At 71.0% G+C, this 22616-nt stretch carries 21 protein-coding genes and 1 pseudogene; 11 read left to right on the top strand and 11 right to left on the bottom strand.

Annotated features, from left to right (window positions below; genetic code table 11):
- Nucleotides 1–36 precede the first annotated feature (36 nt).
- From ABEA82_RS26640 to ABEA82_RS26650, 3 genes are read right to left on the bottom strand one after another with little or no spacing between them, the layout of a single operon-like run.
- A complete protein-coding gene (locus tag ABEA82_RS26640) occupies nucleotides 37–726 on the bottom strand; it encodes an ABC transporter permease (RefSeq protein WP_345664197.1) in 690 nt (229 codons plus the stop codon).
- Nucleotides 723–1388, bottom strand: coding sequence for an ABC transporter permease (locus tag ABEA82_RS26645; RefSeq protein ID WP_345664198.1), 666 nt, complete (start codon nucleotides 1386–1388; stop codon nucleotides 723–725). Before ABEA82_RS26645 ends, ABEA82_RS26640 begins: the two co-directional genes overlap by 4 nt.
- Entirely contained in the window at nucleotides 1385–2614 is a 1230-nt protein-coding gene (locus tag ABEA82_RS26650) for an ABC transporter ATP-binding protein (RefSeq protein WP_345664199.1), read from the bottom strand. The genes ABEA82_RS26645 and ABEA82_RS26650 overlap by 4 nt, the downstream gene beginning before the upstream one ends.
- A 186-nt stretch (nucleotides 2615–2800) precedes the next feature.
- On the opposite strand from ABEA82_RS26650, the gene ABEA82_RS26655 reads away from it, so the two are divergent.
- Nucleotides 2801–3802: an ornithine cyclodeaminase family protein gene (locus ABEA82_RS26655; protein ID WP_345664200.1), complete on the top strand. Its 1002-nt coding sequence runs from the start codon at nucleotides 2801–2803 to the stop codon at nucleotides 3800–3802.
- Entirely contained in the window at nucleotides 3799–5346 is a 1548-nt protein-coding gene (locus ABEA82_RS26660) for an HAL/PAL/TAL family ammonia-lyase (protein WP_345664201.1), read from the top strand. Before ABEA82_RS26655 ends, ABEA82_RS26660 begins: the two co-directional genes overlap by 4 nt.
- Before the next feature lie 104 nt (nucleotides 5347–5450).
- On the opposite strand, the gene chrA is transcribed toward ABEA82_RS26660, so the two are convergent.
- Nucleotides 5451–6854: a chromate efflux transporter gene (gene chrA / locus ABEA82_RS26665; protein ID WP_345664202.1), complete on the bottom strand. Its 1404-nt coding sequence runs from the start codon at nucleotides 6852–6854 to the stop codon at nucleotides 5451–5453.
- 184 nt (nucleotides 6855–7038) lie between these two features.
- Here chrA and ABEA82_RS26670 point away from each other — a divergent pair, with 184 nt between their 5' ends.
- Nucleotides 7039–7563 carry a Chromate resistance protein ChrB gene (locus ABEA82_RS26670; RefSeq protein ID WP_345664203.1) on the top strand — a complete coding sequence of 175 codons (525 nt, stop codon included), beginning with the start codon at nucleotides 7039–7041 and terminating at the stop codon, nucleotides 7561–7563.
- Nucleotides 7560–7994, top strand: coding sequence for a chromate resistance protein ChrB domain-containing protein (locus ABEA82_RS26675; protein ID WP_345664204.1), 435 nt, complete (start codon nucleotides 7560–7562; stop codon nucleotides 7992–7994). Before ABEA82_RS26670 ends, ABEA82_RS26675 begins: the two co-directional genes overlap by 4 nt.
- 237 nt (nucleotides 7995–8231) lie before the next feature.
- On the opposite strand, the gene ABEA82_RS26680 is transcribed toward ABEA82_RS26675, so the two are convergent.
- Complete coding sequence (locus tag ABEA82_RS26680) at nucleotides 8232–10193, bottom strand: APC family permease (protein WP_425588560.1); 1962 nt, start codon at nucleotides 10191–10193, stop codon at nucleotides 8232–8234.
- A gap of 178 nt (nucleotides 10194–10371) precedes the next feature.
- Here ABEA82_RS26680 and ABEA82_RS26685 point away from each other — a divergent pair.
- Nucleotides 10372–10679 (top strand): annotated as a pseudogene (locus tag ABEA82_RS26685) (cation:proton antiporter domain-containing protein); the annotation flags it as partial.
- A gap of 666 nt (nucleotides 10680–11345) precedes the next feature.
- Here the strand turns inward: ABEA82_RS26685 and ABEA82_RS26690 are convergent.
- Nucleotides 11346–12311 (bottom strand): pirin family protein, encoded by a 966-nt coding sequence (locus tag ABEA82_RS26690; protein ID WP_345664206.1) that lies wholly within the window; start codon nucleotides 12309–12311, stop codon nucleotides 11346–11348.
- A gap of 121 nt (nucleotides 12312–12432) precedes the next feature.
- Here ABEA82_RS26690 and ABEA82_RS26695 point away from each other — a divergent pair, with 121 nt between their 5' ends.
- From ABEA82_RS26695 to ABEA82_RS26705, 3 genes are all read left to right on the top strand, one after another.
- Complete coding sequence (locus ABEA82_RS26695) at nucleotides 12433–12915, top strand: MarR family winged helix-turn-helix transcriptional regulator (protein WP_345664207.1); 483 nt, start codon at nucleotides 12433–12435, stop codon at nucleotides 12913–12915.
- On the top strand, nucleotides 12912–13358 hold the full coding sequence (locus tag ABEA82_RS26700; protein ID WP_345664208.1) for a MarR family winged helix-turn-helix transcriptional regulator: 447 nt from the start codon (nucleotides 12912–12914) through the stop codon (nucleotides 13356–13358). Before ABEA82_RS26695 ends, ABEA82_RS26700 begins: the two co-directional genes overlap by 4 nt.
- A 131-nt stretch (nucleotides 13359–13489) precedes the next feature.
- Nucleotides 13490–13780 (top strand): tetratricopeptide repeat protein, encoded by a 291-nt coding sequence (locus ABEA82_RS26705; protein WP_345664356.1) that lies wholly within the window; start codon nucleotides 13490–13492, stop codon nucleotides 13778–13780.
- Between the two features lie 65 nt (nucleotides 13781–13845).
- On the opposite strand, the gene ABEA82_RS26710 is transcribed toward ABEA82_RS26705, so the two are convergent.
- Nucleotides 13846–15255 carry a PepSY-associated TM helix domain-containing protein gene (locus ABEA82_RS26710; RefSeq protein WP_345664209.1) on the bottom strand — a complete coding sequence of 470 codons (1410 nt, stop codon included), beginning with the start codon at nucleotides 15253–15255 and terminating at the stop codon, nucleotides 13846–13848.
- A 152-nt stretch (nucleotides 15256–15407) separates the two neighbouring features.
- On the opposite strand from ABEA82_RS26710, the gene ABEA82_RS26715 reads away from it, so the two are divergent.
- Nucleotides 15408–16052, top strand: a complete 645-nt coding sequence (locus ABEA82_RS26715; protein WP_345664210.1) for a peptide deformylase — start codon at nucleotides 15408–15410, stop codon at nucleotides 16050–16052.
- A gap of 197 nt (nucleotides 16053–16249) precedes the next feature.
- On the opposite strand, the gene ABEA82_RS26720 is transcribed toward ABEA82_RS26715, so the two are convergent.
- A complete protein-coding gene (locus tag ABEA82_RS26720) occupies nucleotides 16250–17680 on the bottom strand; it encodes a dihydrolipoyl dehydrogenase family protein (protein WP_345664211.1) in 1431 nt (476 codons plus the stop codon).
- Nucleotides 17681–17798: 118 nt separating this feature from the next.
- Between ABEA82_RS26720 and trxA the strand changes: the two genes are divergently transcribed.
- Complete coding sequence (gene trxA / locus ABEA82_RS26725; RefSeq protein WP_345664212.1) at nucleotides 17799–18179, top strand: thioredoxin; 381 nt, start codon at nucleotides 17799–17801, stop codon at nucleotides 18177–18179.
- 66 nt (nucleotides 18180–18245) lie between these two features.
- On the opposite strand, the gene ABEA82_RS26730 is transcribed toward trxA, so the two are convergent.
- The 3 genes from ABEA82_RS26730 to ABEA82_RS26740 all read right to left on the bottom strand — a co-directional run bounded on the left by ABEA82_RS26730 (nucleotide 18246) and on the right by ABEA82_RS26740 (nucleotide 21795).
- Nucleotides 18246–19682 (bottom strand): benzaldehyde dehydrogenase, encoded by a 1437-nt coding sequence (locus ABEA82_RS26730; protein ID WP_345664213.1) that lies wholly within the window; start codon nucleotides 19680–19682, stop codon nucleotides 18246–18248.
- A 281-nt stretch (nucleotides 19683–19963) separates the two neighbouring features.
- Nucleotides 19964–21013 carry a LacI family DNA-binding transcriptional regulator gene (locus tag ABEA82_RS26735; RefSeq protein WP_425588556.1) on the bottom strand — a complete coding sequence of 350 codons (1050 nt, stop codon included), beginning with the start codon at nucleotides 21011–21013 and terminating at the stop codon, nucleotides 19964–19966.
- A gap of 113 nt (nucleotides 21014–21126) precedes the next feature.
- Complete coding sequence (locus tag ABEA82_RS26740; RefSeq protein WP_345664215.1) at nucleotides 21127–21795, bottom strand: TetR/AcrR family transcriptional regulator; 669 nt, start codon at nucleotides 21793–21795, stop codon at nucleotides 21127–21129.
- A 131-nt stretch (nucleotides 21796–21926) separates the two neighbouring features.
- On the opposite strand from ABEA82_RS26740, the gene ABEA82_RS26745 reads away from it, so the two are divergent.
- The gene (locus tag ABEA82_RS26745) at nucleotides 21927–22490 is read left to right on the top strand and encodes an NAD(P)H-dependent oxidoreductase (protein WP_345664216.1); all 564 of its coding nucleotides are present in this window, start codon (nucleotides 21927–21929) and stop codon (nucleotides 22488–22490) included.
- Nucleotides 22491–22616 lie beyond the last annotated feature (126 nt).

A 22616-nucleotide genomic window follows, 5' to 3' on the forward strand; every position in this document is an offset into this window, starting at 1 on the left:
TGTTTCCTTTCTCGGAGCCGGGGGCTCGGTACAGACTCAGGACTTGGACGCCGAGACCCTGAGGCCCGGCGAGACGATGACGCGCCGTAGCGCGGTGAACAGGATCTGGACGACGAGCGCCAGGACGACGACGACGGCCGAGCCGCCGATGACCAGTTCGTAGTCGTTGCGGGAGAGCCCGTCGACGATGAAGCGGCCCAGGCCGCCGAGCCCCGGATAGGCCGCGATGGTCGCGGTGGCCACGACCTGGATCGCGGCCACCCTGAGGCCCAGCAGGATCAGCGGCAGCGCCATCGGTACCTCCACCCGCACCAGGACTTCCCACTCGGTCATGCCGACCCCGCGCGCGGCGTCCCTGGTGGCGGGGTCCACGCCCCGGACTCCCTCGAAGGTGTTGATGAGGATCGGCGGGATCGCGAGCGCTACCAGGGCGACCAGTACCGGGGTGGTGCTGAGCCCGGCGAGCGTGACGACGAGGACCACCAGGCCGAAGGTGGGGATCGCACGGGCGAGGTTGGCGACACTGGCCACGGCGAACGCCCCGCGGCCGGTGTGCCCGACGAGCAGCCCGAGTGTCAGCCCGATCAGGGCGGCGAACAGCAGCGAAAGGCCGCTGTAGGTGAGGTGCTCCAGGAGCCGCTGCGGGATTCCTTCCGCTCCGTGCCACTGCTTGGAGGACGTCATCCAGTCCCCCACGAGCCCGAGTTGGTTCAGGAGATCGTTCATGACGCCGTCACCTTGCTCCGGGACCACGGGGTCAGCAGCCGCTGCGCCAGGACCAGCAGCGCGTCGGTGGTGAGCGCCAGCAGCATGATCAGCACGATCGCGGTGACGATCGGGGTCGGGAAGTCGAGCTGGAGGCCACGGGTGATGTAGTAGCCGAGACCGCCCTGCCCGATCAGCTGTCCCACGGCGACGAGGCTGATGGACGAGACGGCGGCGACGCGTACGCCGGCGATGACGACGGGTACGGCGATCGGCAGTTCGACCTGGACGACACGGCGTACCGGGGCGAAGCCCAGCGCGGTGGCCGCCTGGCGGACCGGTTCGGGGACGGAGGCCAGCCCGTCCACGACGTTGGGCACCAGGACCGAGAGCGTGTAGAGCGTCAGCGGGATCATCACGGTGCGTTCCGTCAGCCCGGTGTACTTGACGAAGATCATGAACAGGGCCAGTGACGGGATCGAGTACAGGATGTTGGCCATGGTCAGCACCGGTGCGTACAACCACCGCCAGCGGTGGCAGAGGATGCCGAGGGGCACCGAGATGATCAGTCCGAACAGCACCGGTAGCAGGCCGAGTCGCAGGTGAACCCCGGTGTAGTCGGCCAGCTCGCCGATGTGGTCGCCGATCCAGTCCCACCGGAGCAGCGGTTCACCGCCGCTCATCGCTCACCACCGCCAGGGCTGCCGGCACCGGCCGCGTCCCCGGTCTTCGCGTCCTCGCTCTTGGCGACCCCGGGCTCCGGGCCGCCGCCCTTGGTGACCTCGGGCGCCGCTTCCACGGCAGCCGTCGCTTCGGGCACCTCGGCGGCGGCTGCCGCGGCGGACAGTTCGTGCGCGTCCGCGACTCCGACGACCGCGCCGTCCGCGTCCACACCCACCGCGAGCCGGGACGGCGACAGGAGCGCCGAGTCGAGGGCGGCCCGCGCCGAGTCGCCGGCAAGGCTGAAGGTGTGGCCGAGCGGCGCGAGAGGCGCGTCCGCGAGGGTGCCGCTCTCCGGCAGCTCCGCGACCGCGACCCAGCCGAGCGGTCGCCGCTGGTCGTCGACGACGAGCACCCACGGCTCTTCCGCCGCCCTGGCCCGTGCCACGGGAGAGATCGCCGGCAGCACCGCATTGTCGCGGAGGGTCACTTCGGCCGCATTGACGAAGGACAGTCGGCGGATGCCCCGGTCCTGGCCGACGAACCCGGCCACGAAGTCGTCGGCGGGGTGAGCGAGCAGCCGCTCGGGGGTGTCGAACTGAGCGAGCTTGCCTCCGGTCCGGAACACCGCGATGTTGTCGCCGAGTTTGATCGCGACGTCGATGTCATGGGTGACGAACACGATCGTCTTGTGCAGCTCCTTTTGCAGCCGTATGAACTCCGCCTGCAATTCCGCTCGCACGATCGGGTCGACCGCGCTGAACGGCTCGTCCATCAGCAGCACCGGCGGGTCGGCACCGAGCGCCCTGGCCACCCCGACGCGCTGCTGCTGCCCGCCGGAAAGCTGGCTCGGGTAGCGCCCCGCCATCTCGGCCGGCAGGCCCACCAGTTCCAGCAGTTCCGCCGCACGCGCCCGCGCCTTCTTCCGGCTCCAGCCGAGCAGCAGCGGCACCGTCGCGATGTTGTCGAGGATCGTCCGGTGCGGGAACAGCCCGGCGTGCTGGATCACGTATCCGATGCCACGGCGCAGCTCAGGGGCATTCACCTCCCGGATGTCCCGGCCGCGCAGGCTCACCGTCCCGGCTGTCGGCTCCACCATGCGGTTGACCATGCGCAGGGTCGTGGTCTTGCCACAGCCGGAGGGACCGACCAGGACCGTGATGCCGCCCTCGGCCAGCTCCAGGGACAGATCGTCCACGGCCGTGGTTCCGTTTGGATAGCTCATGCTCACCGCGTCGAATTTGATCAAGGCTGCCCCTCACCTGACTGCATATGCCTATGCAGAGTTTCGAGTGAGTGAATGGCAGTCAATGGCCGACTGTGAACGCCGCGTTACGTTCGTACGAAATCAGGCAAAGAGCGTCCGAAATGCCCGCGTTCCACAAGGGATGTACCACTCACAATTGGCCAGCTCAAACGCAAGGGAGACACCCTCATGGAACCGGTCTGGTTCACCTTCCTGAACGCCTCGGACGTCGAACAGCTCGAGCTGACCGACATCGAGATACTCGACGCTGTCGAGGGCGGGCTGCGGGCCCAGGGCCTCGGGGAGACGGTCATCGAGCCACGCGTCCACCTCATGCCCGATCCCGCGTTCGACGGCCACTTCAACGTCCTGCGCGGCTACATAGCTCCGCTCGCCCTGGCCGGGGTCAAGATCGTGGGCGACTACGTGGGCAACTACCGGCAGGGCCTGCCGTCCGAGATGGCGCTGCTGAACCTCTTCGACCCGAGCACCGGAATGCCGGTGGCCCTCCTCGACGCCACCGCCCTCACCGAGATGCGCACCGGTGCCCTCACCGCGCTGGGGGCACGCCATCTGGCCCGCCCGGACGCCAAGGTGCTCGGGCACGTCGGCGCCCGTGCCACGTCGTACTGGAACGTCCGCCTGCTCGACCGGATCTTCGACCTCGCCGAGATCCGCGTCCACTCACGCCGCCCCGAGAGCCGTGAGGCCTTCGCCGAGCGGCTTCAGCGGGAGCTCGGCAAGCCCGTCGTCGTGACCGAGGACTGGAAGAGCTGCGTGGAAGGCGCGGACATCGTGGTGGAGGCCTCCAGGCTGGAGCGCCCGGAGCCGCTGCTGAGGACCGAGTGGATCTCCCCGGGCTCCCTGGTCGTGCCCTACGGGACGAACAGCGCCGTCGAACTCTCCCTCACGGACGTCATGGACAAGATCGTCGTCGACGACTGGGGCCAGGCGCACGCCGGACCGTTCGGCGCGCTGCGCGCACATGTCGACAGCGGCAGACTCGACGAGGTCAATCTGCACGGCGAGTTGGGCGAGATCGTCGTCGGCAGCAAGCCTGGCCGGGAGAGCGCCGACGAGACGAACCTGTTCTGGCACCGCGGGCTTTCCCTCTCCGACATCGCGCTGGGCGCGGCCATGCTGAAGAAGGCGGAAGAGCGCGGCCTCGGCCAGAAGTTGCGGTTCGCATGACAGGGGTCGTCGTCGACGGACAGACCCTGTCCTACGACGATGTCGTCGCCGTCGCCCATCACGGAGCCGAGGTCGTGCTGGCGGACGAGGTGCTCCCCCGCCTCACCCGCGACCGGGCCGTCGTCGACGACGTGGTCGACCGCCAGGTGCCGACGTACGGCCTGACGACGGGCCTGGGCACCCGCTCGTCGTACGCACTGCCACGCCGGGAACTGGAGGTGTTCAGCGTCCGTACCGTCCGGGGACGGGCCAACGCGGTCGGCGATCCGCTGCCGGTCCCCCTCGTACGTGCCGCCGTCCTCGCCCGCGTCAACGGCATCGCGGGCGGAGGCAGCGGGGTACGACCGGAGATCCCGCGGCTGCTCGTGGCCATGCTCAACGCGCGGGTGCATCCCGTGATACCCGAGGTGGGGTCGATCGGCGCCTCCGATCTGTGTCAGATGGCTCATGTCGGCCTGGTCGTCATCGGTGAGGGCAGGGCCGAGCTCGCCGGTGAGGTGCTCGACGGCGGCACGGCACTGCGGCACGCCGGTCTCAGTCCTGCCGGACTGGGCCCGAAAGACGGACATGTGCTGTGCAGCGCGAGCCCCCTGGCAGCCGGACAGGGGGCCCTGGCCCTGCACGAGGCGGCCACACTCCTCACGCTGGCCCAGGCGGTCACTGCTCTGACCTACGAGGGGTTCCGGGCGAACACGAGCCCGCTCGACGCTCGGGTACTGGGTCTGCGCCCCGCCCCCGGTCAGTCCCGCGCGGCGGGTGAGCTGCTCGCTCTGCTGGACGGTGGCGACCTGGGCGATTCCCGGCACGCGCGACGGGTCCAGGACCCCGTCAGCCTGCGCTGCGCGGCCCAGGTGCACGGGGCGCTGCACGCCGCGCTGGACTTCGCCGACGCAGCGCTGCGACCGGAACTCAACGGCTGCGGCGACAATCCGGTGGTACTGCCCGACACCGGCGAGATCCTGTCCTCAGGCAATTTCCACACCCCGGCCCTGGCCCTCGCCTTCGACGCCCTCGCGCTGGCCCTGACGCAGACCGCGTCGCTCTCCGCCGAGCGGATGCGACGGCTGCTCGACCCCGCCGTCAGCGGACTGCCCGCGAACCTCTCGCCCTACGGTCCGGAGCGCTCGGGCTTCGCACCGCTGGCCAAGACGGCGCAGGCACTCGTCGCCGAGATCCGCATGCTGTCCGTACCCGTGTGCACCGACGCCCGCCATGGCGCGGACGCCGTGGAGGACGACTCGACCAATGCGGCGCTCGGGACACGGCGGCTGGCCACGATCCTCATCCGGCTACGGCAGGTGCTCGCCGTGGAGGCCTTGGTCGCTGCCCAGGCCGTGGATCTGGCCGCACCGTCCGCCCTGGGACGAGGACCTCGATTCCTCCACCGCGCGATCCGGGAGATCGTGCCCCGCCTGGACGACGACCGGCCGTGCGGGGCGGACGTGGAAGCGGTGGACCGCGACATTCTGGGTTCCGACGACGTCCGGCGCGCACTGCGCGCCCGTGTGGGCGAAACGTCCTCCGTGGCGGGAGGACCGTCGTGACCGACGTCGACTGCGGTCGACGCCTCGCGCTTGCCCCATCGTGTGTGCTTCCGCAGCTGCGGGATGCCTCAGCCGGCTTATGTGCCTGTGTTCGGAAGTCGATCTCAGATGCCAGACGCACCGACGAGGGCAGCGGCCAGGCCCAGGCCCGCGCAGATGCCGAGCGTGCGCAGGACGCTCCATCGCGCCTTGAAGATCAGGGTGATGGCGACGAGCGCGATGCCGAGGGCGATGGGGCGGAAGGTGGCGAAGTCGGGCACCGCGAAGTGCAGCAGGCCGAACGTGTGGTCGTCGACTGTGGTGAAGAGGGTGTGCTCGGCGAAGTACAGCGCGAGGTTGGCGATGACGCCGACGACGGCCGCGGTGATGCCGCTGAGCGCGGCGGAGACGTGCCGGTTTCCGCGCAGGCGCTCGATGTAGGGGGCGCCCAGGAAGATGAACAGGAAGCAGGGTACGAAGGTGACCCAGGTGGTCAGCAGTGCGCCCAGCAGTGCCGCTACCCACGGGTCGAGCGATCCGGGGTCTCGGTAGGCGCCGAGGAACGCGACGAACTGCACCACCATGATCAGCGGCCCGGGTGTGGTCTCGGCCAGCGCCAGGCCGCGCACCATCTCTCCGGCGCTGAGCCAGCCATAGGTCTGCACGGCCTGTTGGGCGACGTAGGCGAGGACCGCGTAGGCGCCGCCGAAGGTGACCAGGGCGGTGCCGGAGAAGAACAGGCCCTGGGTGGTGAACACGCTCCCTGTGCCGGTGAGGACGGCGACGGCGGCGACCGGGGCGGCCCACAGCAGGAGGCCGATCAGCAGGATGCGCACCGCACGGCGGCGACTGGGACGTTCGCGGTGCAGCGCGTCGTCGGGGATCAGCGGTGCTGGGCCGCCGTCGCCCGAGCCGTGCGTTGCCGGCTTGAACACGCCGGGCCGCCGGCGGGCGATCAGCCACCCGGCCGCACCGGCGGCGACGATCACCACCGGGAACGGCACCTGGAAGACGGCCAGCGCCGCGAAAGAGGCCACCGCGAGGCCCACCAGCAGTGGGTGAGTGAGTGAGCGGCGGCCGACCCGCCACACCGCCTGGGCGACGATGGCGACCACGGCGGGAGCGAGCCCGGCGAACAGGCCGGTGACCGCGGCGGTCGTGCCGAAGCCGACGTACAGCGCGGACAGTGCGAGCAGCGCCACGACGCCTGGCAGGACGAACAGCGTGCCGGCGGCCAGACCGCCGCGGGTGCCGTTGAGCAGCCAGCCGGTGTAGATCGCGAGCTGTTGGGCCTCCGGGCCGGGCAGCAGCATGCAGTAGCTGAGCGCGTGGTTGAACCGTTGCTGGCCGATCCAGCGTTTCTCCTCCACCAGGGCCCTCTGCATCACGGCGATCTGTCCGGCCGGGCCGCCGAAGGTCTGCAGGGAGATCGCGAACCAGGCCCGAAGCGCCTGGTAGAAGGGTATGAGATCGCCGCGGTCGGGATCGGCCTGTGGCTGGTGCGGGGCCGGTTGGTCGGTGGCGGTCATCCGCGGAGGTCTCCGTCCCTGATGCGTAAAGTGCAACCATGGTTACCTCATGATGTGGCGCCGTGGAAGGGAGCGCGGTTCCTGTGCGCATGAAGAGTTTGTTGCGGCTGTCGGCCACGGCCGCTCTGTGTGCGCCCCGTACCCTCGTGATGATGCGAAACCAGCGCCACCGGGGAATGCCCGCGTGACCGACGACAAACAGCCGTCCCCGGCTTCGCCCGGCGGCCCGGGCCAGTGGGTCTTGCTGTCTTACCGTCTGCCGCGCGAGCCCTCGACTCCGCGCATCACCGTCTGGCGCAAGCTCAAGCGCCTCGGCGTGGCCCAGATCAGTGACGGCTTGATCGCGCTGCCCGCCGACACCCGCACCCGCGAGCAACTGGAGTGGATCGCCGAGGAGGTCACCGACTTCGGCGGCATCGCCACCTTGTGGATCGCCCACCCGGCCGCCCTCGCCGAGGAACGCAGGCTCGCGCAGGCCATGGCCGACGCCCGCGCCGCCGAGTACGACCAGGTCCGCGCCCAGGCCGAACAGGCCCGCCACCAGGAGGACGACGAACGGCAGCGCACCCTGCGCCGACTCCGTGCCGAACTGCGCCGCATCAACCGCCGCGACTACTTCCCGCCACCGCAACGCCGCACAGCCGAAGCCGCGGTGGCCGCCCTGCACCCCGCCAACACAGCCCCCGCACCCGAGGAGCACCCCGCATGAAGTGGGCCACCCGCGCCGGCATCCATATCGACCGCGCCGCCTGCGCCTGGCTGATCCGCCGCTTCGTCGACGCCGACGCCGAGTTCGTCTTCGTCGCCGATCGGGCCGAAGTCCCCGCCGACGCCACCCCCTTCGACATGCGAGGCGTCGAACTCGGCCACCACCACGGCGAATGCAGCTTCGAGACCATCGTGCGCCGCTACGACCTCATCGCCGACCCCGCCCTCAAGCGCATCGCCGAGATCGTCCATGAGGCCGACCTTGACGACGAACTCTTCGACGCCCCCGAAGCCCCCGGCCTCGACGTCATTCTGCGCGGCCTGTCCATGATCGGCGACGACGAGCACACCATGGCCGTCACCAAGCCGGTCTTCGACGGACTGTACGAGTACTACCGCCGTGCCACACTCCTGGGCCGCGAACCTGCGTGACCGCCACCCGACCGGCCCAGACCGAGGACGTGTCAGCCAGGTGAAGCGCCGCCCCGGCCGGCGATGTCGCGGAAGGTTGGGATGGCGAGGTCCACGGCGGCGCTTTGGCGGGCGCGTCCGGCATCCAGCTGGGCGAGTGTGTCCTGGGCTCCGGCAAGGCTGCCCTCAAGTATGGAGGACGTCATCGCGCCTGCTTTCTTCCATTCGATGCACCGCACTCGGGCGAAGGTGACGAGCTCAGCCGCCGACGTGGATGCCGGGGCGGCGGTCGGGATCGGGTTCATTGCCACGGATGATCTCGCGGGTGACCGGAGCCGTGTCACCTCGCCCCAGGAGGAAGTAGCGGAACATGTGCTTCAGCGGGCTGCCTTCGGCCCAGGCGAAATAGCAGTGCGGCTGCACCCCGGTGGCGTCACGCAGGGCGAGAAGGATGGCGGCGATGGCGTTGGGCGCGGCTGGTGCCTCGGCGCGCAGGACACGGTAGCCGCCAACTTCGACACCGTGGACGGTGAGGGTTTCGCTGAAGTCGGACGGGTCGACGACGTCGATCTCCAGGAAGAGCACGTCAGCGGGGCCCGGCACGGGGTTGGTGCCGCGTTGCTCGCGTTCCTTGGCGGAGTACTCGGCTTCGTCGCCGGCCTGGCGGCGGTTGGCGATGATGTTGATGGAGTTGTCGTGGGCGAGGGTGTCGGCGATGAACCGGCGGGCGGCCTGATCGAAGACCAAACGGTCGGCCCGCAGTTCGGTCGTGCGGGAGACGCGGGATATCAGCGACACGATGATGATGCCCAGAATGAAGAAGCCGGAGATGGCGATGCCGTCGGGCTTGTCGACGATGTTGGCCACCAAGGCATAGAGCAGGACCGCGGTGAGCAGGCCGAAGCCGACCGTACTCAGGCGCCGACGGTTGCGTGCCATGAAGACGGTCACGGCGAAGGCGCCGGAAACCATCATTGCGAGAATTCCGGTGGCGTAGGCACCGGCCTGGGCATCGACGTCCGCGTCGAAGGCAATGGTGATCAGAATGCACAGTGCCGTGTAGACGAGAACAACCGGTCGCACCGCGCGTCCCCACTCGGGGGCCATGCCGTAGCCGGGAAGGTAGCGGGGAACGATGTTGATCAGCCCTGCCATCGCCGAAGCACCGGCGAACCACAGGATGAGGATGGTGCTGATGTCGTAGGCGGTGCCGAAGGCCTCACCGACGTGTTCGTGGGCAAGCCAGGCCAGCGCCCTGCCATTGGCGGCGCCCCCCGGCTCGAACTCCTTCTCCGGAATGAGGACAGTGGTCGCGAAGCTGGCGGCCAGCAGGTAGACGCTCATGATCACAGCAGCCGTGGTCAGAAGCCTGCGGGCATTGCGGATCCGCGAGCGCAGCTGCTGTTCGGCGTCGGCGCCGTCGGCCGCTACGAGGGGCATCATGCTCACGCCGGTCTCGAAGCCCGACAAGCCCAGCACCAGCAGAGGGAAAGCGAGCAGCGCTGGACCGGCGAGGTCACCGAAGCCGCTTCCACCGTCGACGAGCGCGTCGGTCCATGCCGCCAGTGCGCCGTCCGTCGTGAAGACATGGACCAGGCCGACGGCGATGACGATCGCGTTGAGCGCAAGGAACACGGCGACAAGGGGAATGGCGACACTGACCGCCTCACTGAACCCGAGGAGGAAGACGCCTCCCAGGACCAGCAGCAGCGTCACGGTCAGGGCGACCTCGTGGCCGTGGAGTACCGAGGGGAAGAAAGGGTTCTCCATCACGTGCACAGATGCGTCCGCCGTGGACAACGTGATGGTGATGATCCACGAGGTCGCCACGAACCCGAGCAGGACCAGGACGAACAGCTTGCCCCACCAGAACGGCAGAAGATCCTCCAGCATGGCCACCGAGCCCGCGCCATGCGGACTTTGCTTGGCCACCTTCCGGTACATCGGCAGCATCCCCAGCAGTGTCAATGCCACGATCAGCAGCGTCGCCAGAGGCGAAACGGCCCCCGCGGCCAGAGCAGCGATCGCCGGCACATAAGCCAGACTGGAGAAGTAGTCGACCCCGGTCAGGCACATCACCTTCCACCATGGATGCGCCTCGCCATGCCCCTTATCGGCCGCCGGCCCCACCGGCTGCACCTGATGACGCAGCAGCCAGCGCGCGACCTTGCCCGTCGGGTGTGTCCGCAGAGCTGGACTGTCCACCACCTCCGGCATCATCGGCCGGCCGGTATCGCTCATCTCCCCATGTCCTTCCCTGTCTGACGACCTAAACGGCCGCAACAGCCACCGCCCTGACGTCGGCGCAACGATCACCGAGTACGCGACCTCCCGAGTCGGTACCCAGCACCCAGGCGTACATGAGCCGATGGTGGAATCGCGTGCGGCAGAGGAGCAGATGGCGTTCGTGCTGGGCGCGGTGCTGGCCAGCACCGACCCGGTGGCGGTGACCGCGCCGGGCCGACGGCTCGCTCTGCCCCCCGGTGTTCAGGTACTGGTGCAGGCGGAGAGTCTGTTCAACGACGCGACGTCGCTGGTGCTGGTCCGGGTCGCGGCGGGTGTCGCCGTGGCGTCGGCTGCTGCGAACTGGGTGCCGTCGGCCGCGAGTTCCTGGTGCTCGCCGACGGCGGCACGGTGATCGGGGCCGCGGTGATCGCCCTGATCCGCCGCCGTACTCAGGACCCGGTCCTGGAGACCGTCATAGCCGGGTTTCGGCACCATCCGGGCGCTGGCGCACCGCCGCGACAACACCCTGCGCTCCGTGGCGCAGGGTGCATGCTCCAAGGAACGGCGGACGCCTGTGTCGAACTCGTGGAACGACTGGGCCACCGCATCGACGCCGAGACCATGCACGAGCTGTTCCGGGTCTCGGGGCTCTCCTGAGGTGCCCTGCCCCGAAGAGCGGGTGCGCACCGCCGGAGGCGCGGGATGAGCGTCGGGAAGCGGCTGGCGAAACAGCGAGCAGGACTCGTATCCGACCCCCTGGCCAGCCACACAGCCTGACATCGGAGATGTGTGGCATCCCCACAAGGCAGCAGTGCGAGCGACGCCGTCCCTCCGTAACGCCTGACTCGACCGCCATCAGGGTCAGCATAGGTCCGGACACCACCGGATCTGCAAACGCCTACACATGCGCAGAACCTGGGAAAAGGACCTCGCATCCCAGCCTGACAAGGCGTCAGCAAAGTCAGCATTAGGTCATCAAGAGTCCTGCCACAGCCGCCCACAGACAGCCACACCGTGGAATCGCCAACCGCACCGGCCTGGGCCAGTCGGCTGTTTGGACGCCTTCCGGCAAGCAGGTGGAAGACAGCGAGAATGGCTCGACCGTCTTCTGCCCCGCGGCCACCAATGCTGACGCGTTTCCGCAGGTCAGCGCACCCTTCCCCGCGGTTTCAACGGCACCGGCGGCAGTTCCGGTGCGGGCAGTGGAGCCCCGTCGTACCCCTTCACCTCCCCGAACCGGGATCCTTCCATCCAGTCGTGACGGGCCTGCTCGATCTCCTCCTGCGACCGTCCGATCCAGTTCCAGAACATGATCAGTTCCTCCTCGAACGGTTCGCCGCCCAGGAGCATCAGGCCCGCGTCCGACTCCGCCCGGAGCGGGAGTTCGGTGCGGCCGCAGCCGAGGTAGAGCATCGAGCCGGGCAGGACCGGGACGCCGTCCACGTGGGCCTCGCCGGACATGGACAGGGCCGCGTACTCGAAGTCCGGTTCCAGGGGGAGACGTACGTCCGCGCCTCGGGTGAGGGCGAGGTCGGCTCCGACGATCGGGGTGTACGCCGTGCCGGGCGAGGTCGCGCCGTCGAGGTCACCGAGGATCAGGGTGGCCTTGAGGCCGGGTGCCGTGACGGTCGGCAGGTCGGCGTGGTGTTCGAAGCGCGGCTCGGTGTGGCGGTGACCGTCCGGGAGGGCGACCCACAGTTGCGCGCCGTGCAGGAAACGGGCGTGCGAGCGCGGGCTCTCCTCGGAGTGGCTGATCGCCCGGCCGGAGGTCATCAGGCCCAGTTCGCGCGGGCGGATCGTCTGGAGGCTGCCGGTGGAGTCGCGGTGCAGCACCTCCCCCTCGTGCAGCCAGCTCACCGTCTGCAGACCCATGTGGGGGTGCGGCGGCACCTGCATGCCGGGCTCGTCGGCGATGTCGTCGGGCCCGTAGTGGTCGACGAAGCACCAGGCCCCGACCATACGGCGGCCCAGGTTGGGCAGCAGCCTGCGGACCTCGCTGGACTCGCCCAGTTTGACCTGGCGAGGACTGAGGAGTTCACGCACCGGCTCCGCGACGACGAAGCCGCGGCCACCGCACAGGGCGGGTGCCGCATCGCGCTCAAGATTGCTCATGGCGCACAACCTAGCCCGGCGGAAGGCCTCGCGTCAGTGCGTCCTTCGTGCCGTGCGCAGGCGTCCTCGTCCTCGAGGAAAACAGTAGCCATGTACATAGTAGCCATGTACTGTATCGGGCATGAGCAGAGGTTCCGAAGGGCCGACGCCCGGTTTCCTGGTGTGGCGGCTGTCGATGAAGTGGCGGGTGGCGGTCGACCGGGCCGTCGCCCCGCTGGGGCTGACCCACGCGCAGTACTCACTCGTGGCCTCGCTGCACGGCATGCAGCACTCCGGCGAACGGCCGAGTCAGCGCCGCCTCGCCGACCGCACCGGACTCGAGCCGCTCTACGTGTCGAAACTCGCCCGCGCGCTGGAGTCCGCCGGCCTCCTGGAACGCACCCGGGATCCCCGCGACCCGCGCGCGGTGCAGCTCGCCCTGACCGAACAGGGCCGCGAGGTCACCGAGCGGGCGATCAAGGTCGTCCGGGGGCTCCTCCAGCAGCTCATGGAGCCGCTCGGCGGTCTCGACGGCGCGCGGGCGCAGGAGTTCACACGCGACCTGACGGCCCTGCTCGACGCACCTCTTGACCCTTCCCGCGAGAACGAGACGGAGCAGCCATGACCACCACCACTCCCCTGGTCGATCCGCGCGTCATCGCCCTGGCCCACTACGCCGGCCGGGCGGTCCTGGAGAACGTACTGGCCCGGCACGACGTCACCTTCCAGCAGTCCGTCACCCTCCGGCTCGCCGCGACGGCCGACGGGCCGGTCGAGCGCGGGCAGATCGTCGACGGTGTCGTCGGGGCGCTGAAGACCGACGGGGCCGAGGCGCACGAGGTGATCGACCAGCTGATCACCGCGGAGCTGCTGGCACCGGAGGACGTGTCGCGCGTGCGGATCACGGACGCCGGGCGGGAGCTGTACACCCGGACGGCCGGGGAGGCGGCGCCGTTCACCGCCCGGATCTACGCCGGCATCCCGGAGGAGGACCTGGCCGTCGCCGGACGGGTGCTGGCTCTGATCACCGAGCGTGCGAACGCCGAGCTGACCTCCCTGACCAAGTAGTGGAATATTGAACCAACGGGTTCGGTTGTCGGCCTCGAAGGAGGCCCCGAGTGAACACGACCTACGACACGCCCCACGACACGAACTACTACGCGCACGGCACTCCGGCGGAGCGCTGGGAGCGCGCGCGGATGTTCTTCGACGCCAAGGACTACGCCGCCGCCGCGCGCGTCCTGGTCGCGCTGGTCGAGGAGGTGCCCGAGCAGACCGGGCCGCGGCTGCTGCTGGCCCGCTCCTACTACCACTCCGCCCAACTGCGGCGCGCGGAGACCGAGTTGCGGACGATCGTCGAGCGGGATCCGGTCGAGCACTACGCCCGGCTGATGCTGGGCCGCACGCTCCAGCGGCAGAACCGGCACGAGGAGGCCGAGTCGCATCTGCGGATCGCCTCCGCGCTCGCGGGGGACTTCGAACAGCACTGACCGCCGTGGCAGACAGGTGCCCGGCTCCACACGGAGCCGGGCACCTGTGCGTCGACGGGGGTTCGCTAGCGGGCCGGAGTCCCGGATCCGTACGACCGCTTCCCCCGCCGGTAGGCGATCTCGCCCAGCAGGATGTCCACCGCTAGGAAGGCCGCCAGCGGGATGCCGAACAGGGGCAGGAAGTAACCGAGTACGGCGACGCCGGCCAGCAGCGGGACCAGGATCTGAGGCGGCACCTGCTGCCAGGCGCCGCGCGGGATCGGCCTGCCGAAGGCGGTGCCCCGGCCGCGCTGCCACCACATGCGGTAGCCCCACACGATCAGCAGCACGAGGCCGGTCGCGAGCAGCATCAGGGCGATCTGGTTGGCCAGGCCGAACAGGACGCCGGTGTGCAGGTCGATGCCCCAGCGGGTGAGCTTGGCGAGCACCGGGTAGTCGGCGAACCGCAGGACGTCGGTGACCTCGCCGTCGGCCGGGTCGATCGCGACGGAGTCCTGCTTCTCGGGCCAGCTGCGCTCCACCTGCTTGACGACGTACGCGGACTCCGCGTCGGCGGGCGGCACGATCTCCACCGGGTCGCCGAGGCCCTCCGCGCGTGCCGCCGCCAGAACCTTGTCGAGGCCGACACCGTGCGCGGCGTCTCCCGCCTGCCCGGCGGCGGAGCCGTGGCCGGCGTGCTCACCGCCCGCTGCCGCCGACACCGACGGGGTGGCCTGGCCCAGGGAGGTCCGCAGCTCGTCGATGTTGGCCCCGGCGTAGGCCGACCAGGTCAGGCCGGTCGCCGAGAGGAAGAGGAACCCGGCCGCCGTCCACACGCCGACCGTGCCGTGCAGTCCGAGCGTGCGGCGACGCCCGCTCGTCCCCCGCACCTTGCGCAGCGCACGGCGGCGGGAGAACCACAGCACCAGGCCACCGGCCGAGATCACCCACAGCCAGCTGGCCGCCAGCTCGCTGTACAACCGGCCCGATTCGCCCAGGTGCAGGTCCCGGTGGAACTCGTCGATCCAGGTGCGCAACGGCAGCGCGCCGGTCGAGCCGTACTGTTCGAGGGAGCCGCGCACCTTCGCGGTGTACGGATCGACGAAGACCGCGAGTGTGTGGCCCTCGCCGACGCCGGGGACGCCGGACAGCATCACGCGCGTCGTCGCGTCGGCCTCGGGTGAGGGGCGTACGGCCGAGACCGTGCCCTCGGGGTGCGCCTTGCGGGCGGCGGCCACCTGCTCACTGATCGGCAGCTTCCGCTCGCCGGCGGGGACCGTCAGTTCGTGGTCGTACACGACCTTCTCGGCCTGGAAGGAGGCGGCGTAGAGCAGGCCGGTGACGGCGGCGACGAGGAGGAACGGCGCCACCAGCACCCCGGCGTAGAAGTGCAGGCGGAGCACGAGCGGACGCAGCGGGGCCCAGCTGCTCTTCGACGGTGCCGGGGCGGGGTCTTGCGGGGCCTCGTCCGTCGTGGTCGAGGGAGCGGTGGTCATCGGCGGGTTTCTCCGGGGGACGTCTCCGTGGCCGCCGCACTGGGCGGCGGCCGTTGCGGTGCAGTAGTCGGGGCGGCGGGGCGTCCAGTTCCCGGCAGGTCGGTGTGACGTGCGTCACGCTGGGGGTGGGGGTGCCGTGTCATCCTGACGCGATGGGAACTCCGAGCGAGCGCGCACCTCTGGCCGAGCGGGTCGAGCAACTCCTGGCCGTCGGTGGCCCGTTGCCCATCGTCGCGGCCGGCGATCCGGTGCTGCGGCGAGGCACCGAGCCCTACGACGGTCAGCTGGCGCCCGCGCTGCTGGCCCGGTTCGTCGAGGCCCTGCGGCTCACCATGCGCGCGGCGCCCGGCGTGGGGCTGGCGGCGCCGCAGGTGGGTGTGCCGCTCAGGATCGCGGTGATCGAGGATCCGGCCCCCGTGCCGGAGGAGGTGCGGATCGCGCGCGGCCGGGTGCCGTTGCCGTTCCGGGTGCTGGTCAATCCGGTCTACGCGCCCGTCGGCGGCGCGCGGGCCGCGTTCTTCGAGGGCTGTCTCAGTGTGCCGGGGTGGCAGGCGGTGGTGGCGCGGCCTGCCGAGGTGCGGCTGACCGGCCAGGACGAGCACGGGCGCGAGCTGGACGAGGTGTTCACGGGCTGGCCGGCACGGATCGTGCAGCACGAGACGGATCACCTCGACGGTGTGCTGTATCTGGACCGGGCCGAGTCGCGTTCGCTCTCGTCCAACCTTGCGGTGACGGAGCGCTGGGCCCAGCCGAGGCCGGAGGAGGCCGCGCGGGCCCTCGGCTTCGAGATGCCCTGAGGCACGGAAAAACCCCAGGCGCCCGGTGCGGCGCCTGGCGTTACCGTGGCCCCCCTGTCTACGCCCCGACTGCCCGCTCACGCCTGACCTCGTGGCCGCGTGGCGCGTCGTGCTCGTCCGGCCGAGGCGGTCCCGCGTGTGGCGGGACCGCTCGGGGCCGGAGGAACGGGACCGCTCGGGGCCGGAGGAAGCGGAGGTCAGGAATCCCGGTATGCCTCCAGCAGCCGCAGCCACACCTCGCTGATCGTCGGGAACGAGGGGACCGCGTGCCACAGGCGGCTGACCGGGACCTGGCCGGCGACGGCGACGGTCGCGGAGTGGATGAGTTCGCCGACGCCCGGGCCGACGAGGGTCACGCCGCGCAGGATCTCGTCCTCGAGGTCGACGACCATGCGGGCACGGCCCTTGTAGCCGTCGGCGTACAGGCCCGCGCCGGAGGCGGCGGACAGATCGACGTCGACGGCCCGCACCCGGTACCCCGCCTGTTCCGCTTCGGCCAGGGACAGGCCCACCGCGGTCGCCTCGGGGTCGGTGAAGACGACCTGGGGGACGGCTGCCTGGTCGGCGGTGGCGGCGTGGGCGCCCCACGGCTCGGCCAGGAGGGTCTCCCCGGTGGCCCGGGCGGCGATGGCGGCGCCCGCGATGCGGGCCTGGTACTTGCCCTGGTGGGTGAGCAGGGCGCGGTGGTTGACGTCGCCGACGGCGTAGAGCCAGTCGTGGCCGGTGACGCGGAGGCTGTCGTCGACCGGCAGCCAGGAGCCGGGGTCGAGGCCGATCGTCTCCAGGCCGATGTCGTCGGTGCGCGGCGCGCGGCCGGTGGCGAAGAGGATCTCGTCGCCCTCGACGCGGTCGCCCTTGTCGGTGACGGCGACGACCGTGCCGTTCTCGCGGGTCACCGACTCCACCGAGGTTCCGGTACGGACGTCCGCGCCTGCCTCGGTGAGCGCCTCGGCCACGAGTTCTCCGGCGAACGGCTCCATCCGGGGAAGCAGGCCCTTGCCGCGGACCAGCAGGGTGACCTGCGCACCGAGGGCCTGCCAGACGGTGGCCATCTCGGTGGCTACGACGCCGCCGCCGACCACGATCAGCCGGCCGGGCACGCTCGCTGAGCTGGTGGCCTCCCGGCTGGTCCACGGCTTGACGGTGTCGAGCCCGGGCAGGCCGGGCAGGGCCGCGCGGCTGCCGGTGCAGACGGCGACGGCGTGCCGGGCGGTCAGGACGCGCTCGTCGCCGTCCGGGCCGGTGACCGTCACCGTTCGGGGGCCGGTGAGCCGTCCGTGGCCGCGGTACAGGTCTGCGCCGATGGAGTCGAGCCACCCGACCTGGCCGTCGTCCTTCCAGTGGGAGGTGTAGTAGTCGCGGTGGGCGAGGACCGCGGAGGCGTCGAGGGGGCCCTGCACCGACTGGCTCAGGCCGGGCACGCGGCGGGCGTCGGCGCGGGCGATGACCGGTCGCAGCAGGGCTTTGCTGGGAACGCACGCCCAGTAGGAGCACTCACCGCCGACCAGCTCGCTCTCCACGACCGCGGTGGTCAGGCCGGCCGCGCGGGTGCGGTCGGCGACGTTCTCCCCCACGGGCCCGGCCCCGAGCACCACGACGTCGTACGCGTTGGTTTCCGTTTCCGTCATGGGGTCAGTCTGGTGGGTGGTGTGCGCCCTGGCCACACGGGTAGGGGCGCGGAATACCTACCAGGTCGGCCGTGTTGTGCCGACGGCTTGACCCACACCAGGAAGAGGGATTTACGCCATGAGCAGCACCGTGGAGCTCACCAAGGAGAACTTCGACCAGACGGTCACGGACAACGAGTTCGTCCTGATCGACTTCTGGGCGTCCTGGTGCGGGCCGTGCAAGCAGTTCGCACCGGTTTACGAGAAGGCGGCCGAGGAGAACCCGGACCTGGTGTTCGGCAAGGTGGACACCGAGGCGCAGCCCGAGCTGGCCGCGGCCTTCGGCATCCAGTCGATTCCCACGCTGATGATCGTCCGCGACCAGGTCGCCGTGTTCGCCCAGCCGGGCGCCCTGCCCGAGGCCGCCCTGACGGACGTCATCGGACAGGCCCGGAACCTGGACATGGAGGAGGTCCGCAAGGCGATCGCCGAGCAGCAGGCCCAGCAGCCGGCCGAGTGACCCGCCCGGGGCCCGGCAGCCGGGCCCACGCAAGGCGTGCGGACACCTGGACAGGGACGGTGATCTCTAGAAGGGGTACGGAGCCACGTCTCCGCGTACCGTCGTCCAGCGCAGCTCGGTGAAGGCCTCGAGGTTGGCCTCGCCGCCGAAGCGGGCGCCGGTGCCGGAGGCGGCCACTCCGCCGAAGGGCGCCACGGCCTCGTCGTTCACGGTCTGGTCGTTGATGTGGACGATGCCGGTGGGGATGCGTTCGGCGAGGTCCAGGCCACGGGCCGGGTCCCTGGTGACGATGCCCAGGGAGAGGCCGTAGGGGCTCCGCGCGGCCAGGGCCGCCGCCTCGTCGGCGGTGCTGAAGGAGCGTACGGGGGCCACGGGGCCGAAGACCTCCTCCGCGTACGCCGGGGTATGGTCGCCGACGTGGGCGAGGACCGTGGGCCGGTAGAAGAGCCGGTCGTACGTGCCGCCCGCGGCGAGCTTGGCGCCCGCGGCCTTGCTGGACTCGACCAGGCCGTTGATCTTGGCGAGCTGGCCGGAGTCGATGATCGGCCCCAGGTGGACCTGGCCGCGGTACGGGTCGCCGACCGCGAGCGAGTCGGCCTTGGCGGCCAGCCGCTCGACGTACTCGTCGTACAGCGACGCGTGCACCAGGTGGCGTCCGGTCGTCATGCAGATCTGGCCCTGGTGGAAGAACGAGCCCCAGGCGGCCGTGGAGATCACCGCGTCGAGGTCGGCGTCCTCCAGCACGATCATGGCCGAGTTGCCGCCCAGTTCGAGGTGGGCCCGCTTCAGGTGACGGCCGGCCGCCTCGCCCACGGCCCGTCCCGCGGCGGTGGAGCCGGTGAAGGAGATGATCGGCACGCGCGGGTCGGCGACCAGGGCCTGTCCGGCGTCCGGGCCGCCGGGGAGCACGTGCAGCAGGTCCTGCGGCAGGCCCGCGGCGGCGAACACCGCGGCGAGGGACAGTCCTCCGCAGACGGCGGTGCGCGGGTCGGGCTTCAGGAGGACCGCGTTGCCCAGGGCGAGGGCCGGGGCGACGGAGCGTATGGACAGGATCAGCGGGGCGTTGAACGGGGAGATCACGCCCACCACGCCGGCCGGTACGCGACGCGTGTACGACAGGCGCGGCGCCTCGCTGGGCAGGACCTGCCCGGCCGGGCGGGAGGCGAGCGCGGCGGCCTCGTAGCACTCCTGCGCGGCGACGTGCAGTTCGAAGTCGGCCTTGCCGGGGACGGAGCCGGACTCGCGGACGAGCCACTCGCGCAGTTCGGCGGCGTGCGCCGTGAACAGGTCGCCCGCCTTGCGCAGGACGGCCGCGCGGGTGAAGTGCGGGGCGCGCGCCCACTCACGCTGGGCGGTGGCGGCGTCGGCCGCGGCGGCCACGACGTCCTCGGGGGTGGCGAGGGTGAGGGGGCCGAGGGCTTGGCCGGTGGCGGGCTCGGTGACGGTGCACCCCGGCCCCGTGAGGGTGCGCGGCTGCCAGGTCCTGGTGTCGAGCAACGGCATGACGGCTCTCCGATCGATCGGTCACCGGCTGACGGGGATGAGCGCAAGTCCCCTGCGTGCGTGGCCGGTTCGGCGGTCACATGGCGGGACGACGCCCCGGCCGGGCGCGGACGTGTGTGCCGCGGCCCGTGTTCCGACGCGTCCCCATTTTGTTGAGCGTGCAACATCCTAGCCGTGCCGCGGGGCGCTGCCCGGACCGAGTGTCCCGCCATCGGCCCGTCAGATCCGGTCGTCCGCCGGGGAGTTGTGCCGTGCCGGCTCACCGCCCGGCGGCGGCCGGTTCAACTGGACTCGCGGTGCAGCACCGTGGCGCCCATCACCTTGTGCGTCTCGGGTTCGGAGCCGGGCTTGCGCACCGCGCGGTCGACCAGTTCGGCGAGTTCGCGGCCGGAGGGCAGCCGCAGACGGACCGTGCTCAGCCGCGGCCGCAGCAGCCGGCCGAGCATCAGGTCGTCGGCGCCGATCACGGCCGTCTCCTCGGGGATGCGGATGCCCTCGTCCTGCAAGGCCCGCATCAGCAGCATCGCGTACTCGTCGTTGTAGGTGAACACGGCGTCGAGCCCGAGGCTCCGCCAGCGGGCGGCGAGGCGGGCGGCGTCCTCCTCGTCGTAGGCGAGGGGCAGTTCGGTCACGGTGGCGTCGGTGCCCCGCACGGACTGGCGCACACCGTCCAGCCGAGGCGCGGAGAACGCCTCCAGGCCGGGCTCCTGCGGGACGACGACGCCGATCCGGCGTCTGCCGCGGTCGTAGAGGTGTGCGCCCGCGCTGTGGCCGACGACGTCGTGGTCCATGAGCAGGGCGTGCGCGCCCTCGATGGTCTCCGGGCCGAGGGTGACGACCACCCGTGCCCCCGAGCGCTTGAGCACCGCGACCCCGCGCGGGCCGAGCCCGGAACCGGGCATGAGGACGGCCACGGGCCGCAACTCGGCCCAGGCGCGGGCGGCTTCGTCGCCGTGCGGGCCGCCGGTGCCGTACTGCACGACCGTGTAGTCCATGCCGCCGAGCGCGCCCTGCAGGTCGGTGAGGAACCGGCTGTAGAGCGGGCCGACGGGGAAGGTCGGCGCGGGGATCAGCACCATCCGGCTGTGTCCGGCGCGCAGGCTGCGGGCCGCCGCGTGCGGCACGTACCCGAGTTCCTTCGCGGCGTCGTGGACCCGGCGGCGGGTGGGCTCGCTGATCCGTACGGCGCTGGTGTTGTTGAGGACGTAGGAGACGGTCGCGCGCGAGACGCCGGCCAGGCGGGCCACATCGGCGCTCGTGGGTACGGAGCGCAACGGTGCGGGGGACGGGGGCGCGGGCGTTTTCGGTATCTGCACCATGACGTACGGCATCTTGGCAGAAGCCTCAATGCGCCCTTCGGGCGGGGGAGTTGTGAGGATGCCGTGAGCGGTCACGGCGATCCGTGAGGCTGCCGTGAGCGGTCACGGCGATCCGCGCGGCTGCCTCAGCGGGCCGGAGCCTCGCCCGTCACCCGGTCCACCAGGTCGGCCCACGCGTCCTCCAGACGGGCGAGCGGCATCCCGCACTGCACGGTCAGGTGGTGGATCAGGGCCGGGTCGAGCTGGCCCATCAGGGTGTGCGACAGGAGCTCGCAGTCCGCTTCGGGGACGGCCTGCCGCAGCAGCATGGTCACGTGGTGGCGCAGCACGCGGCGGGGCGGAGCGGTGAAGCGGCGGTTCGCGCCCGGCTCGGCCGCCAGCTGGAGCTCCAGCTCGTCGTGCGACCGGCGCAGCATGGCACGGCCGAACGCCCGCAGCCGCTCCGCCGGCGGCGCTCCGGGCCCGAGGGGTGGCGGCCCGCTGAGGAAGGCGGCCTGGAACTTCTTCTCGGAGTGGTCGAGCAGCGCCGTCAGCAGGCCGGTGCGGTCACCGAACCGGCGGAAGACCGTGCCCTTGCCGACACAGGCCGCGGCGGCCACCGCCTCCATCGTGACGGCGTCCGCGCCGCGCTCCTCCACCAGCCGTGCGGCGGCCTCCAGCAGGCGGGCCCGGTTGCGCGCGGCGTCGGCCCGCAGGCACGGCTCGTCTGCCTCCAGGGCGGCGCCGAGCTGAATCAGCTCCGGGTGGTCGACGGGCTCCTGGGGCGTCGGGAAGGGCGGCGGGGCGGCGGACATGAAGCCAGCGTAAAGCATCGGGAAGAAAACTGGACCGCGGTCCGGTTAGAGTGCTAGAAACGTTAAGCGGACCCCGGTCCGGATTGTAACGGCGGTGTTTCAGAGCCGTCCTTCACTACGTGGGAGTCACCATGTCTGTTCGTATCCTCGCCCTCGTCGGCAGCCTCCGCGCCGGTTCGCACAACCGCCAGCTCGCCGAGGCGTCCGTCAAGCTCGCCCCCGAGGGCGCGGAGGTGGAGCTGTTCGAGGGTCTGGCCGAGATCCCCTTCTACAACGAGGACATCGACGTCGAGGGCAGCGTCCCGGCCGCCGCCGCGCGGCTGCGCGAGGCCGCGAACACCGCCGACGGCCTGATCCTCTTCACGCCCGAGTACAACGGCACCATCCCGGCCGTCCTGAAGAACGCCATCGACTGGCTGTCCCGCCCGTACGGCGCCGGTGCCCTCAACGGCAAGCCGGTCGCCGTGGTCGGCACCGCGTTCGGCCAGTACGGCGGTGTCTGGGCGCACGACGAGACCCGCAAGTCCGTGGGTGTCGCCGGCGGCAAGGTGCTGGAGGACGTCAAGCTGTCCATCCCCGGCTCCATGACCCGTTTCGCCGAGACGCACCCGGCCGACGACGCCGAGGTCGCCGGGCAGCTCACCGAGGTCATCGCCCGCCTGCACGGCTTCGCCACCGAGCCGGCCGCGGCCTGACCCGCGCGCCCGGCACCCGGAGGGCCGCGGGCCCGGCCGGACCGCGGCCCGGTGCCACGCCAGAGGGGCCGCAGCCCGAAACGGCTGCGGCCCCTCTGGCGTGGCGTCGGCGCGACGGGCCTGGCG

This window comes from Streptomyces venetus (genome assembly GCF_039540295.1).
Lineage (GTDB): Bacteria > Actinomycetota > Actinomycetes > Streptomycetales > Streptomycetaceae > Streptomyces > Streptomyces venetus.

Bases quoted from the DNA above. Each gene is read 5' to 3' on its own strand.
- ABEA82_RS26740 (WP_345664215.1), bottom strand. From the start codon at position 21,795: ATGTCCGCCGCCCCGCCGCCCTTCCCGACGCCCCAGGAGCCCGTCGAC.
- ABEA82_RS26735 (WP_425588556.1), bottom strand. From the start codon at position 21,013: ATGCCGTACGTCATGGTGCAGATACCGAAAACGCCCGCGCCCCCGTCC.
- ABEA82_RS26660 (WP_345664201.1), top strand. From the start codon at position 3,799: ATGACAGGGGTCGTCGTCGACGGACAGACCCTGTCCTACGACGATGTC.
- chrA (WP_345664202.1), bottom strand. From the start codon at position 6,854: ATGACCGCCACCGACCAACCGGCCCCGCACCAGCCACAGGCCGATCCC.
- ABEA82_RS26695 (WP_345664207.1), top strand. From the start codon at position 12,433: ATGAGCAGAGGTTCCGAAGGGCCGACGCCCGGTTTCCTGGTGTGGCGG.
- ABEA82_RS26700 (WP_345664208.1), top strand. From the start codon at position 12,912: ATGACCACCACCACTCCCCTGGTCGATCCGCGCGTCATCGCCCTGGCC.
- ABEA82_RS26710 (WP_345664209.1), bottom strand. From the start codon at position 15,255: ATGACCACCGCTCCCTCGACCACGACGGACGAGGCCCCGCAAGACCCC.
- ABEA82_RS26675 (WP_345664204.1), top strand. From the start codon at position 7,560: ATGAAGTGGGCCACCCGCGCCGGCATCCATATCGACCGCGCCGCCTGC.
- ABEA82_RS26705 (WP_345664356.1), top strand. From the start codon at position 13,490: ATGTTCTTCGACGCCAAGGACTACGCCGCCGCCGCGCGCGTCCTGGTC.
- ABEA82_RS26645 (WP_345664198.1), bottom strand. From the start codon at position 1,388: ATGAGCGGCGGTGAACCGCTGCTCCGGTGGGACTGGATCGGCGACCAC.
- ABEA82_RS26745 (WP_345664216.1), top strand. From the start codon at position 21,927: ATGTCTGTTCGTATCCTCGCCCTCGTCGGCAGCCTCCGCGCCGGTTCG.
- ABEA82_RS26730 (WP_345664213.1), bottom strand. From the start codon at position 19,682: ATGCCGTTGCTCGACACCAGGACCTGGCAGCCGCGCACCCTCACGGGG.
- ABEA82_RS26720 (WP_345664211.1), bottom strand. From the start codon at position 17,680: ATGACGGAAACGGAAACCAACGCGTACGACGTCGTGGTGCTCGGGGCC.
- ABEA82_RS26640 (WP_345664197.1), bottom strand. From the start codon at position 726: ATGAACGATCTCCTGAACCAACTCGGGCTCGTGGGGGACTGGATGACG.
- ABEA82_RS26655 (WP_345664200.1), top strand. From the start codon at position 2,801: ATGGAACCGGTCTGGTTCACCTTCCTGAACGCCTCGGACGTCGAACAG.
- trxA (WP_345664212.1), top strand. From the start codon at position 17,799: ATGAGCAGCACCGTGGAGCTCACCAAGGAGAACTTCGACCAGACGGTC.
- ABEA82_RS26715 (WP_345664210.1), top strand. From the start codon at position 15,408: ATGGGAACTCCGAGCGAGCGCGCACCTCTGGCCGAGCGGGTCGAGCAA.
- ABEA82_RS26680 (WP_425588560.1), bottom strand. From the start codon at position 10,193: ATGATGCCGGAGGTGGTGGACAGTCCAGCTCTGCGGACACACCCGACG.
- ABEA82_RS26690 (WP_345664206.1), bottom strand. From the start codon at position 12,311: ATGAGCAATCTTGAGCGCGATGCGGCACCCGCCCTGTGCGGTGGCCGC.